Source organism: Sphingobium sp. TomTYG46, from assembly GCF_055396345.1.
On sequence record NZ_AP027324.1, the window covers coordinates 2258637 to 2271125 of the forward strand.

Here is a 12489-nt window from a genome sequence, read left to right on the forward strand (position 1 = left end):
ATTGAAGCGGCTCTCACAGCCGCTTCAACTTATCAGCCGGACAGCGGTCAACGACCATTTGGCCGCTCCACCCGGGGGGGCGCACGTGTTCGTGATCGTCGCGTTTCCGCTGAAGGACAGGCGTAGCGCGACCATCTGGAAGCAGGTGAGCGACATGCCCGATGTGCCGTTGAACGTCAGCGTATCGTTCGGGAAATAGAAGGCGCCACTGAGCGTCGAATTGGAATTGCCGTTGACCTTGCAACACTGATTGCTCGCCGCGGCCCTGCTGTCCCGATAGATGGTGATGCCGCTATAGGTGCCGCTGGTGGATTGAGAAAGATCGACCTCCGCCCCACCGTTGATGTCCATCGTCGCGAAACTGTTCGCGTTGTTGGGCGTGGTGCTGGTCAGCACGAAAGTACAGCCCATGCAGGTAAGATGGCCCTGAGCGCCAACTTGCAGGCCCGCATTATTCGCCCCATTGGCCAGGTAGTAGACGCCCGGCTTCAGCGTCAGGGTGCCTTGAACATTGATCGTTCCATAGCAACCCGGTGCATAAGGACTTCCGCTGCTGCTATCGACCGTCGCCCCCGAAGAGACATTGATTTCATTCCAATTGCTGCCGTTCTTGCACTTCCCATTGGAAACGTCGTTGGTGCTAGGATCCAAGCTCATATCGGCGAAGGGATCGGTCAGCGCTGCATGATTGGGCATGAGCGTGGTGCCAGCGGCGTAGGCGGTGGACGACGGGATGCCGCCCATCGCGACGATCGGCGAAACCTTCACGGTCGGCTGGCCGTTCACGTCGACCGCACTGTTGCTGATCGAGTTAGTGCCCGCACCACATCCCAGATCGAGTGTCGAGTTGCCTGCAAAGGTGATCCCGGTGTTGTTGCCACTCTCCTTGGCAAGGAAACAAACCTTGCCATCGGAGACGACCGCCGCCCGGGCCTCAGCGGCCACGGTGGACGTGGACATGCCAAACAGGGCCATCAAGGCCGTGGGCTGAGTGCTGGCCAAACGGACATACATTGCCGAGGTGTAAGTGGTGCCACCACTGGTAGTATAAGCCCCCGGCGTGATCGTAGACGTGGCTCCGGGGACAAGAGCATTCTGTGTCAGCGCCTTGTTCGCCTGAGCCGTGGCCGCGCTATTGCCCTGGCTCTGGTAAAGCGAATAGGCGCCTGCCATCGCCGCGGAGTCAGCCTCCCGCTGCAATTCCCGCTTCACATGCGAAAGCTGCATGGTGTGGACGCCAAGCCCCGCCGCGCCGATCATGACGGGAAGCGCCAGCGCCGTCAGCATGAGCGCATTGCCCCGCGCGTCGGACCAAAGCGTGCGAAGACGGGACAAGCAATTGAGCAATGGCATCGTCAGCTCCTCGGCTCTAGAGCATTTTCGAAGCAGATGGCATCATCTGCTGGCTCGGAAAATGCGGAAACAAAAGACAAATGGAGCAAGATCCGATTCAGTCTGATCGGATCATGCTCTAGCTCGTGACATAGGCTCTGCGCGTTTCGGACAGCGCGATCGTCTTGCTTCCAAGCAGGAAGTTGATGGTTACATTGTAGCCCATCGTTATGGTGACATAGTTGGGCTTCGAACTGGTCGTGAACGTGACGGTCGGCGCAACGATATTGGCCGAGTTCATCCCGAACTGCTTCGACGCTATTCTTGCCTGTATGTCGGCCTCACTCGGCTTGGGCCACGTCGTTGCATAACGCGCCGCATCCTCTACGGTGCTCCTGAGCCCCGCCTGCGCATAGAAAAGTATCCCCAGCGCCGGGATCCCGATCAGCATGCCCAGCAGGACAGGCGCTACCAGCGCGAATTCGAGCACACCGGCGCCACGGCAATCGCACGCAAGCTGATGGAGAAGGCGAAAAAACCGTGTCATTGGATTCTCAGAACCCCCGTCGCGGATATCGGCACGACGCCATTCGAGTTGGCCAGCATCTTCGCCAGCGACCCCAGCGCAAAGGATGGCGTGAAGGTCGTTGAAATCTGAATCTGCGTGTAGCGAGCGGTTTCGCCGGAAGCGCAGGGATTGGCATTGGTGGTCCAGGTTGTCGCCGTGCCCCCGCACTCAAGTGTCTGGGTGACTGTCACGGCACTGGTCGGCACATTCGCCTGCGCTGCCGCCTGCGCCTGAATGTCGGTTGCGACAACGTCCGTGCCGCCCATCCATGACATCTCCAGACCGCGATTGACGGCTTGTTGGATTTTCATCTTGGCCGCGCCGTAACGGGCCGCATCGACCGTGCCCATGAGGATGATCGCCAGGAATGGCGCAACCAGCGCCGTTTCAACAAGGGCGATGCCTGATGTGTCGACCCTGAATCTGGTCAAAAACGCCCGGAGGGACGCCCGATCGGCCGCAGACATGGGACAACACGGCGAATCAGCGCTCGCCTCGCTGCACGACAATCGGCCAAACATAGAAGGACGCATCGAAAATCCCCTTCGCTCGGGGATTTTCTACTCAACACATGCTGTTCATTTGCCTAAACAACATGGTCAATCATCTGCTAAGATGCTGTTTATACTTCGGTATATATCCGACGCTATATTAATTAACGGTAAAGAGGCGAGGGAAATATGAAGGCATGGCTGTTCGTTGCAGGCGCCCTTCTGCTCACGGGTTGCGGCCGGAAGGAAGACATGGGTGAACATCGGGCGAAAGACACGCCAGTCGCGGAGACGCCCATTTTGAATCAGCAGGCGAATCATGACGAACCAGCAAATGTCGCTGACTCGCCAGCCCCGCAACCTCCCCCGGAAAGAGTAAGCACCGCACCGCTCAGCAACGAAACGCGCTATCGCGCTCTGGGGACCGAACCCTTTTGGGCGGTAACGGTCAAAGGTTCGGTTGCCACGCTGGAGCGCCCGGACAAGGCTCCCGTTCATGTCTCCGTCAACCGGACAGATGACGGCCGGGCCGTGCGGTATCTGGCGGACGGATTTTCGATGACCGTGACGGACGGACCATGCAACGACGGCATGAGCGACGCACATTGGGCCGATCGCGTCGCGCTGTCTTTTGGCGAAGGGACGTTGAAGGGCTGCGGCGGAGTGCGCGAAGACTTTTAGGGCGTAAACTCATAAATTTCGCGTTCGAGGTTTGAGGCAAAAAGGCCCAGCACGAGGAGAGATGGTGCAGGAATATGTCGATATTTCAAGCCCTCTCGACGCGGTGATGGGCCTTTTTGGTCAAATCCGCAGGACGCGAAATTTATGAGTTTACGCCCTAATCCGTCCGCATCGCCTCTGCCACCAGCGCTTCGGCCTCCATCAGCAGGGCATCTTCGGCCGCCGCCTGCGCGACCTGTTCGCGGCCGATCAGGATCAGCACCGGCACCGCCAGCGGGCTTACCCTGTCCAGATCAATATGCAGCATCGTTTCCGAAGCGCGATCGATCAGGTCGCCCAGCCGCCCGACATCGGTCATGCGCGCGCGGGCATCGGCCCAGGCCGCCTTCAGCAGCAGATGATCCGGCTGATATTTGCGCAGCACGTCATAGATGAGGTCGGTCGAGAAAGTGACCTGTCGCCCGGTCTTTCGCTTGCCGGGATGCTGACGCTCGATCAGTCCAGCTATGACCGCAACGTCCCGGAAGGCGCGCTTCAACAAGCTCGATTGTTCGACCCACTCGACAAATTCATGATCCAGAATGTCGGCGGAAAACAGGCTCTGCGGGTCCGTCACAGGTTTGAGCCCATAGACGGCGAGCGCATAATCGTTGGACACGAAACCCAGCGGCATCAAACCCTGGGCATCCATGCGGCGGGTGAGCAGCATGCCAAGCGATTGATGCGCATTCCACCCCTCAAAACTGTAGCAGATCAGATAATACCGCCCCTCATGCGGGAAGGTCTCGATCAGCAGCTGCCCCGGCTCCGGCAGGGCTGAGCGATATTTCTGCACCTCCAGCCACTCCCGAACATCGTCGGGGAAGCGGTGCCATTCTTCCGGTTCGGCCAGGAAGTGCCGCACCCGGTCGGCTAGGCGGGTGGACATTGCCATCCGCGTGCCACCCCAGGCGGGGACCCGCGCCTGCTTCGACGTCGCGCGCACGACCAGGTCGGTGACGTCCATCCGCACCACCTCCAGCGCCAGGCCTGAAAAGAAGAAGCTGTCGCCGGGCCGCAGCGTCGCGGCGAAACCCTCCTCCACCGTCCCGAGCTTGCGGCCGTTGGCAAACCGAACATCCAGCACCGGCTGATCAACGATGATCCCGGCGTTCATGCGATGCTGCTGGATGAATCGGGGATGGGACACACGCCATATCCCGTCCGCATCACGGGTCAGCCGCTTGAACCGATCATAGGCGCGCAGGGCATAGCCGCCCCCCTCGATGAAGTGCAGGACGTTGGCAAAGCCCTCGTCGGTGAGCGCACTATAGGGCGTGGCCGATCGGATTTCCTCCAGCAACTCCTGTTCCGCAAACGGCGCGGCGCAGGCGAGCGCCATCACATGCTGCGCCAGAACGTCGAGGCTGCCGGTGCGAAAGTCGTCGGCGTCCCGCTCCCCTGCCTCCACCGCGTCGAGCGCGGCGCGCGCCTCAAGATATTCAAAACGATTGCCGGGAATGATGATGGCTTCGCTCGGCTGGTCCAGCCGGTGGTTGGCGCGGCCGATGCGCTGGAGCAGGCGGGACGATCCCTTGGGCGCGCCCATCTGGATCACGCAATCGACATTGCCCCAATCGACGCCCAGGTCGAGGCTCGCGGTCGCGACGAGCGCGCGCAGCCTGCCGTCGGCCATCGCATTTTCCACCTTGCGCCTGGCCTCCACCGACAGGCTGCCATGATGAATGCCGATCGGCAGGTTCGCCTCGTTCGCGGTCCAAAGCTCCTGGAAGATGAGTTCCGCAAGTCCACGCGTGTTGCAGAAGACCAGCGTCGTCTGCCGCCGCTCGATTTCGGCCATGACCTGCTTTGCGGCATATTTACCGGAATGGCCCGACCAGGGGATGCGCCCTTCCGGAATCAGGATCGCGACCTCGGGATCAGCGCCCTGCTCCCCCATGACCGGCGTCACGCTGTTGATGTCACCGTCAGGCGCTAGCCAAGCCCGATACGCATCGACATCGGCCACGGTCGCGGACAGCGCGACGCGGCGCAATTCGGGATTGATCCTCTGCAAACGCGCCAGAGACAGGCTGAGCAGATCGCCGCGCTTCTGGGTGGCGAAGGCATGAACCTCATCGATGATCACCGTCCTCAACTTCGCGAACATCAGGAAACTGTCGGGATAGCTGAGCAGCAGCGATAGCGATTCAGGCGTGGTCAGCAGTATCTGAGGCGGCCGAGCTCGCTGCCGCGCCTTGCGATCCGAAGGCGTGTCGCCGGTGCGCGTCTCGACCCGGATCGGCAAGTCCATCTCCTCGATCGGGGTGAGCAGATTGCGCCGCACATCGACTGCCAGCGCCTTCAGCGGCGACACATAGAGGGTATGGAGACCCTCGGCCGGTTCTTCGATCAGGTCGGAAAGCGTCGGCAGGAATCCCGCCAATGTCTTCCCCGCGCCCGTCGGCGCGACGAGCAGGGCATGATCCCCCGCTCTTGCGGCTGCCAGCATGTCGATCTGATGGCTGCGCGGCGACCACCCGCGCGCGGTGAACCATTGCTCCAGCGGTTCGGGAAGGCGTTGGTTCATATCAATAGATGTAGGAACGCGCGCGGCCCCTGTCACGATCCCGGCGCGATGTCATGGCGATAACATAATTGCCGGAATGGCTGGTCTCTTTCCCTTCGAAAGGCGTTACACTTCTGGCATCATAAGAGGCGGCAAAAGCCGCAAACGCAGGAGAAACAGCGATGACCGGCGAGACAGAGGCCGACCTTTCCGGGGCTGAGCCCACGCGCAAGCGCCGCCGTGCCAAGCCAGCCATCATGGAAATCGGCGGACGCAAGCTGAAGCCCGCGACGCTGATGATGGGCCATGGCTACGACCCGATGCTATCGGAAGGATCGCTGAAGCCGCCCATCTTCCTGACATCGACCTTCGCATTCGAAAGCGCCGCCGCAGGCAAACGGCACTTCGAAGGCGTCACCGGGATCAGACCCGGCGGCGCGGAAGGTTTGGTCTACTCCCGCTTCAACGGCCCCAATCAGGAAATCGCCGAAGACCGACTGGCCGTGTGGGAGGAGGCAGAGGATGCGCTGCTTTTTTCCAGCGGCATGTCCGCAATCGCGACCACGCTCCTCGCCCTCGTCCAGCCCGGCGATGTCATCGTCCATTCAGCGCCGCTTTATGCAGCAACCGAATCGCTGATCGGCCGCATTCTCGGCAAGTTCGGCGTGCAATGGCTCGATTTCCCCGCCGGTTCGACGGAGGAGGAAATCAGCGCCGTCATCGAACAGGCAAAGTCGCTCGGCCGCGTCGCCCTCATCTATCTGGAGAGCCCGGCCAACCCCACCAACGTGCTCGTGGATGTGGAGGCGGTCGTGGCCCGCCGTGACCATCTCTTCGCCGGAGAGGCGCATTTGCCCCCGGTCGCGATCGATAACACCTTCCTCGGCCCACTCTGGCATCACCCACTGGCCCATGGCGCGGACCTCGTCATCTACAGCCTCACCAAATATGCGGGCGGCCATAGCGACCTTGTCGCGGGCGGGGTTCTGGGGCCAAAGGACCTCATCAACACCATCCGGCTGATGCGCAATACGATCGGCACGATCCTCGACCCGCACAGTGCCTGGATGCTCCTGCGCAGTCTCGAAACGCTGGAGTTGCGGATGAGCCGGGCTGGCGAAAATGCGGCGAAGGTCTGCACCTGGCTGAAAGACCAGCCGCAAGTTGAGAAGGTCGTCTACCTTGGCTTCCCCGAAACGGAACGTCAGGCCGACATCTACAACCGCCACTGCACAGGCGCTGGATCGACCTTCTCGCTCTATCTAAAAGGTGGCGAGGCTGAGGCTTTCGCCTTCCTCGATGCGCTGAAGATCGCCAAGCTGGCCGTCAGCCTTGGCGGCACGGAGACGCTCGCCAGCCACCCGGCGGCTATGACGCACCTGTCCGTGCCCGCCGATCGCAAGAAGGCTCTGGCGATCACCGACAATATGGTGCGCATCTCGATCGGCTGCGAGGATGCCGACGACCTGATCGCAGACTTCGCACAGGCGCTGCAGGCCGTGGGATGAGCGGCAGTCGCCCTGTCGTCCTGGTGGGACAGCCACTGCTGACGCCGTTGCTGAAAATCCTTTCCCCCTTCTATGACGCGCGGCCGCTGTGGGAAGATGAAGGTGCCCAGCGGCGAGCCGATGCCAAGGCCATAGTCTGGGCTGGCGAATTTCCGCTTTCCGTTGCTTTGCTCGAGGCCATGCCACAGCTCGGCCTCATCGCCTGCTTCACCGTCGGCTATGACGGCATCGATCTGGAGGAAGCAGAGAGGCGTGGCATAGCGGTCACGCATGGCGCTGATGCCAATGCGGAGGACGTCGCTGACCATGCCATCGGCCTGATGCTAGCGCATCGCCGCGCGATCGTCGAAGGCGACCGACGACTGCGCGTGGGCCTTTGGACAGCCGAGTCAGACAGGCTTACCCGTTCCATGAATCAGGCCCGGCTCGGCATCGTCGGCATGGGCCATATCGGGCAGGCCGTCACCCGGCGGGCGGAAGCGATGCGGATGCAGATCGGCTGGTGGGGTCCGCGAGAGAAGCCCGGCTTGCCCTGGCCGCGATCCGAAAGCCTGAAGGCTCTGGCACAGGACAGCGACATATTGCTGGTCGCCGCCCGCGCCGACAACAGCAATCGCGGGATGATCAGTGCTGACGTCATGGATGCACTCGGCCCGGACGGCCTGCTCGTTAATGTCGGGCGCGGGCAACTGGTGGATGAGGAGGCTTTGAGGTCGGCTTTGCGTCAGGGAAGACTGGGCGGGGCCGCGCTGGACGTGTTTCAGCAGGAACCTACCCCCGCTGACCTCTGGAAGGATGTCCCCAACTGCGTCCTGACGCCACATATCGGCGGCGCCACGCAGGAAGCAGTCGCGCGCATGGCCGCGATGGTGTTGGCGAATCTGGAAGCCTTCTTTGCCGGAAAAGCTCTATCCAACCCGGTTCGCTTTCACTGAGCCTGTGCGTGGAGCATGATCCGAGCCAGCAGAGGATGCCATCTGCTTCGAAAATGCTCTAGACCCAGTCCACCCGCGTCCACCCGCGTTTCGCAGCCAGCCTGGCGAGCGGCTTATGCGGATTGGAGGCGAAAGGCATGTCGGCGAATTCCAGCATCGGCGCATCGGACACATGGTCGGAATAGGCGCGGATCTGCGCATGGTCGCGGTCAATCGCTTCCGCCGCCATCCATGCCTTGATCATCCTCAGCTTGCCGGTGTCGTAGCAATTCTCGCCCGCAATCTTGGCGCGCACATAGCGCAGGTCCTGGCTCAGATGGTCGGTCGCGATCACCGCGTCGAACCCCAGCCGGCGGGCGATCGGCTCCACATAAAGGCGGTAGGATGCGGTGGCGAGCACCAGCCGGTATCCATCAGCCCTGTCCCGTGCGATCTGGTCGAGAGCGCCCGCGCGGACATTGGTCGCGACGACTTTGGCCGCATAGCTTTCGACATGCGGCATAAGCCTGGCGCGCTCGACATTGAAACCGATCATCAGCGCCTGATTCAGCTCCTTCAGCCGCTGCCGACTGATGAGCCTCATCACATAGGCGAGCATCAACAGGATGACGCAGGGCAGCAGCACCAGCCGCCATGGCGCCAGACCTTTGGATACATGTATCAGGAAGCCAGTATAGGTGCCCGAAAAGGTCACCGTGCGGTCCATATCGTATATTGCCAGACGGTGCGTCATGCCGTTTCCGAAACTTTTGCGCCTTGCTATCGTTCTACCGTGCGGATGGGCCGTTTCGGCTTGCCGTGCAACCGATAATGGACCACTAAACCGCCTTGATGAACAAAGCCGCCGATCTTGCCGAAGAAACGCGCGATGGCGGTGCTGTCATTCGACTTCTCGGGCATTTTTCCATTGCCTGCCTGGGCGATCTGCCCGCCCGCCTCGACGCGGTGGCGGGGCCGGTCGCTGCCATCGACCTGTCCGGCATCGACCATATGGACACGATCGGCGCCTGGACCGTCCACCGTACCGCGAAAAGGCTGAGTTGCGAGCTTACCGGCAGCAATGAAGATGCGCGACGCCTGATCGAGGCCGTGGGCAAGCTGGACGAGCCGGTCAACATCAGGCCCGACTATGTTCCCCCGTTGCAGCGCGTGGTCGGCCAGATCGGCGAAGCGGTGGTCAACTCCTTCACCACGCTTCTCGGCCTCCTCGGCTTTTTCGGCGCGACCTTGGTGGCGAGCTGGAACGTTATCCGGCATCCCAGCAAATTCCGCGTCAACGCCGTCGTGCAGCGGTTCGAGGTTGTCGGCGTCTCCGCGCTCGGCATCATCGGCCTCATGAGCTTCCTGATCGGGATCGTCATCGCCCAACAGGGATCGGTGCAGTTGCGCCAGTTCGGCATGGAGATGTTGACGATCAACCTCGTCGGCCGCCTGACCTTCCGCGAACTGGGTGTGCTGATGACCGCAATCATGGTCGCGGGCCGATCCGGCTCGGCCTTCGCGGCGCAGCTCGGCACCATGAAGCTGACCGAAGAAGTGGACGCGATGCGCACCATCGGCGTGTCGCCCATGGAGGCACTGGTGCTGCCCCGGACGCTGGCGGTTGTCATCATGATGCCGCTGCTCGGCTTCTATTCCTCCATCGTCGCGGTGATCGGCGGCGGGTTCCTGTGCGCCGTCTCGCTCGACATCCCGCCGATCACCTTCATCCAACGGTTGCGAGAGGTGGTGCCGATCACAGACCTTTGGGTTGGCCTGCTGAAGGCCCCTGTCTTCGGTATCATCATCGCGCTGTCCGGCTGCTTCCAGGGAATGCAGGTGAAGGGTAATGCGGAGGAAGTCGGGCTGCGAACCACCGCTGCCGTTGTCCAGGCGATTTTCCTGGTGATCGTGATCGACGCCTTTTTCGCGGTCTTCTTCACTTGGCTAGGGTGGAACTGATGGCCGAGGAGGAAGAAGCCGCCGCCGAAGAGGCGCGCGTCGACAAGGCTGTTGAAAAAAGCGATGTCGCCATTTCCGTCCGGGGACTGAAAAACAGCTTCGGCGATCAGGTCGTGCATGAAAATCTCGACCTCGACGTGCGCAAGGGCGAGATATTGGGCGTCGTCGGCGGCTCGGGCACCGGCAAGTCGGTACTGATGCGCTCGATCATCGGCCTTCAAACACCCGATGAGGGCGAAATCCACGTCTTCGGCGAATCAATGATCGGCCGCCTGGACGACGAGGCCCTGGCCATTCGCAAGCGCTGGGGCGTTCTGTTTCAGGGCGGCGCCCTCTTCTCCACCCTTACCGTGGCCGAAAATGTCGAGGTGCCGATCCGCGAATATTATCCCAATATCGGGCCGCAACTGCGCGACGAGATTGCCGCCTACAAGATCCGGCTGACGGGCCTCCCCGCCGAAGCTGGTCCCAAATATCCCGCCGAGCTTTCTGGCGGCATGAAGAAGCGGGCGGGCCTCGCCCGCGCGCTGGCGCTCGACCCCGATCTGCTGTTTCTTGACGAACCGACTGCCGGGCTCGATCCCATCGGCGCAGCGGCTTTCGATGATCAGACGCGCAAGCTTCAACGGACACTTGGCCTCACCGTCTTCCTCATTACCCATGACCTCGACACGCTCTATTCCATCTGCGACCGCGTGGCGGTGCTGGCGGACAGAAAGGTCATCGCGGTCGGCACGATTGATGAGCTATTGGCGACCGATCACCCCTGGATTCAGGAATATTTCAACGGTCCTCGCGGCCGCGCCGCAACGGCGGCCGTGACCCGCGAACGGGAAAAGACGGCGGCACAGCCATCGGACGGAAGGCGATAATATAATGGAAACCCGCTCCAACCATGTGCTGGTGGGCACGGTCACATTGCTGCTGCTAGCGGCGATCATGGTCGCCGCCTTCTGGTTCTCGCGCCTCTCCGAAGGCGACAACATGGAATATGACATCTTCTTCAAACAGTCGGTGAATGGCCTCGCCAAAGGATCGAGCGTCAATTACTCCGGCGTTCCCTCCGGACAGGTCGAAAAGATCGAGCTGTGGAAACGCGACCCCAGCTTCGTAAAGGTGCGCATTTCGGTGAAGGAAGGCACACCCGTTCTTCAAGGCACCACCGCCACCATCGCAGGCGTGGGCTTTACCGGCGTCAGCGAGATCGTGCTGGACGGCGCCGTAAAGGGCGCACCGCCCATCGGCTGCCCCGAGGAAAATCCCCTGTCCGCCTGCCCCGACGGTATCCCGGTCATTCCGACCAAGCCAGGGGCGCTTGGCGAACTGTTGAACAACGCGCCGCAACTGCTGGAGCGTCTCTCGACCCTGACCGAGCGTCTGACCGAACTGTTGAACGACAAGAACCAGCAATCGATCGCGGGCATCCTCGCCAATGTCGAGCGCGTGTCGGGCGCCCTCGCCGATCGCAGCCCGGAGATTGCAGCCACGCTCGCCGAAGCGCGCATCGCGGTCCAGCGCACGGGCATAGCGGCGGAACAGATCGGCAAGCTTGCCGCCACCACGGACTCGATGCTGACCGACGAAGGCAAGCCGCTGATGGCCGACTTGCGCAAGAGCGTGCAGTCCGCGACCCGCAGCATCGAAACGCTCGACAAGACGATTGCCGAAGCGCAGCCGGGCGTGCGCGCGTTCAGCAACCAGACCATGCCGGAAGTCAATCAGCTGGTGCGCGACCTGCGCGAAATGTCGCGCGCCTTCCGCGGCGTTGCCGAAAAACTCGATCAACAGGGCGCGGGGTCGATCGTTGGATCGCCCAAACTGCCCGATTACAAGCGATGAGAGGGACCGCGATGACGTTCCACAAGAAACCTGCCGCCCTTCCCCTCATGTTGGCGCTCGCCGCGGCACTGTCAGGCTGCGTTTCCTTCGGCGGGAAGCCGCCCGAACGGCTGCTGTCACTCGACGCGGCCCAGAAGGTCGCTCCCGGTACGCTCCGCAGCGCCACCGCAGGGACCACCCTCACGGTCGCCGATCCCGAAGCGCCCAAGCTCCTCGACACGGTGCGCGTGCCGGTGCGCACGTCGCCCACATCGCTCGCCTATGTCACCAAGGTGCAGTGGGCCGACACGCCGCGTCATCTGTTTCAGAAGCTGTTGTCCGAAACCATCGCCGCCAGCAGCAACCGTATCGTGCTCGATCCCGGTCAATATTCCGCCGATGCGGGCCAGCGCCTGATGGGTGACTTGGTTGATTTCGGCCTGGATGAAGCAAGCAACAGCGCCGTGGTCACCTATGACGCTATCCTTGCCGGACCCGGCGGCACCGCGATCGCGCGCCAGCGGTTCACGGCAAGCGCCCCCATAGGCGGCAAGATCGATGCGACGACCATCGGCGCTCCGCTCAACAGCGCCGCGAACAAGGTCGCTGCCGACGTCGCGGCATGGGTGGCGGCCAGCGGGCGCTGAGGGACAGCACGCCATGCCGA

General features: G+C 62.0%; 12 protein-coding genes. 7 read left to right on the top strand and 5 right to left on the bottom strand.

The window, feature by feature from the left end; all coding sequences use genetic code 11:
• Positions 1 to 24: 24 nt before the first annotated feature.
• The 3 genes from ACZ5YV_RS11475 to ACZ5YV_RS11485 all read right to left on the bottom strand — a co-directional run bounded on the left by ACZ5YV_RS11475 (position 25) and on the right by ACZ5YV_RS11485 (position 2331).
• Positions 25 to 1353, bottom strand: coding sequence for a pilus assembly protein TadG-related protein (locus tag ACZ5YV_RS11475; RefSeq protein WP_464787727.1), 1329 nt, complete (start codon positions 1351 to 1353; stop codon positions 25 to 27).
• A 118-nt stretch (positions 1354 to 1471) separates the two neighbouring features.
• Positions 1472 to 1879: a TadE/TadG family type IV pilus assembly protein gene (locus ACZ5YV_RS11480; RefSeq protein WP_464771536.1), complete on the bottom strand. Its 408-nt coding sequence runs from the start codon at positions 1877 to 1879 to the stop codon at positions 1472 to 1474.
• On the bottom strand, positions 1876 to 2331 hold the full coding sequence (locus ACZ5YV_RS11485) for a TadE/TadG family type IV pilus assembly protein (RefSeq protein ID WP_464787728.1): 456 nt from the start codon (positions 2329 to 2331) through the stop codon (positions 1876 to 1878). The genes ACZ5YV_RS11480 and ACZ5YV_RS11485 overlap by 4 nt, the downstream gene beginning before the upstream one ends.
• A 249-nt stretch (positions 2332 to 2580) precedes the next feature.
• On the opposite strand from ACZ5YV_RS11485, the gene ACZ5YV_RS11490 reads away from it, so the two are divergent.
• Positions 2581 to 3072 (top strand): membrane-like protein, encoded by a 492-nt coding sequence (locus ACZ5YV_RS11490; RefSeq protein WP_464787729.1) that lies wholly within the window; start codon positions 2581 to 2583, stop codon positions 3070 to 3072.
• Positions 3073 to 3229: 157 nt separating this feature from the next.
• Here ACZ5YV_RS11490 and ACZ5YV_RS11495 read toward each other — a convergent pair whose 3' ends face one another.
• On the bottom strand, positions 3230 to 5641 hold the full coding sequence (locus ACZ5YV_RS11495; protein ID WP_464787730.1) for a ligase-associated DNA damage response DEXH box helicase: 2412 nt from the start codon (positions 5639 to 5641) through the stop codon (positions 3230 to 3232).
• A 161-nt stretch (positions 5642 to 5802) separates the two neighbouring features.
• Here ACZ5YV_RS11495 and ACZ5YV_RS11500 point away from each other — a divergent pair, with 161 nt between their 5' ends.
• Both ACZ5YV_RS11500 and ACZ5YV_RS11505 read left to right on the top strand, forming a co-directional pair.
• Positions 5803 to 7128, top strand: coding sequence for a cystathionine gamma-synthase family protein (locus ACZ5YV_RS11500; protein ID WP_464787731.1), 1326 nt, complete (start codon positions 5803 to 5805; stop codon positions 7126 to 7128).
• On the top strand, positions 7125 to 8063 hold the full coding sequence (locus ACZ5YV_RS11505; protein WP_464787732.1) for a 2-hydroxyacid dehydrogenase: 939 nt from the start codon (positions 7125 to 7127) through the stop codon (positions 8061 to 8063). Before ACZ5YV_RS11500 ends, ACZ5YV_RS11505 begins: the two co-directional genes overlap by 4 nt.
• 58 nt (positions 8064 to 8121) lie before the next feature.
• Here ACZ5YV_RS11505 and ACZ5YV_RS11510 read toward each other — a convergent pair whose 3' ends face one another.
• On the bottom strand, positions 8122 to 8796 hold the full coding sequence (locus ACZ5YV_RS11510) for an HAD family hydrolase (RefSeq protein WP_464787733.1): 675 nt from the start codon (positions 8794 to 8796) through the stop codon (positions 8122 to 8124).
• A 98-nt stretch (positions 8797 to 8894) separates the two neighbouring features.
• Between ACZ5YV_RS11510 and ACZ5YV_RS11515 the strand changes: the two genes are divergently transcribed.
• Genes ACZ5YV_RS11515 through ACZ5YV_RS11530 form a run of 4 tightly spaced genes read left to right on the top strand, consistent with a single transcriptional unit; the run spans position 8895 to position 12469 of the window.
• Positions 8895 to 10004 carry an MlaE family lipid ABC transporter permease subunit gene (locus ACZ5YV_RS11515; RefSeq protein ID WP_460988132.1) on the top strand — a complete coding sequence of 370 codons (1110 nt, stop codon included), beginning with the start codon at positions 8895 to 8897 and terminating at the stop codon, positions 10002 to 10004.
• Positions 10004 to 10876, top strand: coding sequence for an ABC transporter ATP-binding protein (locus ACZ5YV_RS11520; protein WP_464787734.1), 873 nt, complete (start codon positions 10004 to 10006; stop codon positions 10874 to 10876). Before ACZ5YV_RS11515 ends, ACZ5YV_RS11520 begins: the two co-directional genes overlap by 1 nt.
• A 4-nt stretch (positions 10877 to 10880) precedes the next feature.
• Entirely contained in the window at positions 10881 to 11843 is a 963-nt protein-coding gene (locus ACZ5YV_RS11525) for an MlaD family protein (protein WP_449474499.1), read from the top strand.
• 11 nt (positions 11844 to 11854) lie between these two features.
• Complete coding sequence (locus tag ACZ5YV_RS11530; RefSeq protein WP_464787735.1) at positions 11855 to 12469, top strand: ABC-type transport auxiliary lipoprotein family protein; 615 nt, start codon at positions 11855 to 11857, stop codon at positions 12467 to 12469.
• Positions 12470 to 12489 lie beyond the last annotated feature (20 nt).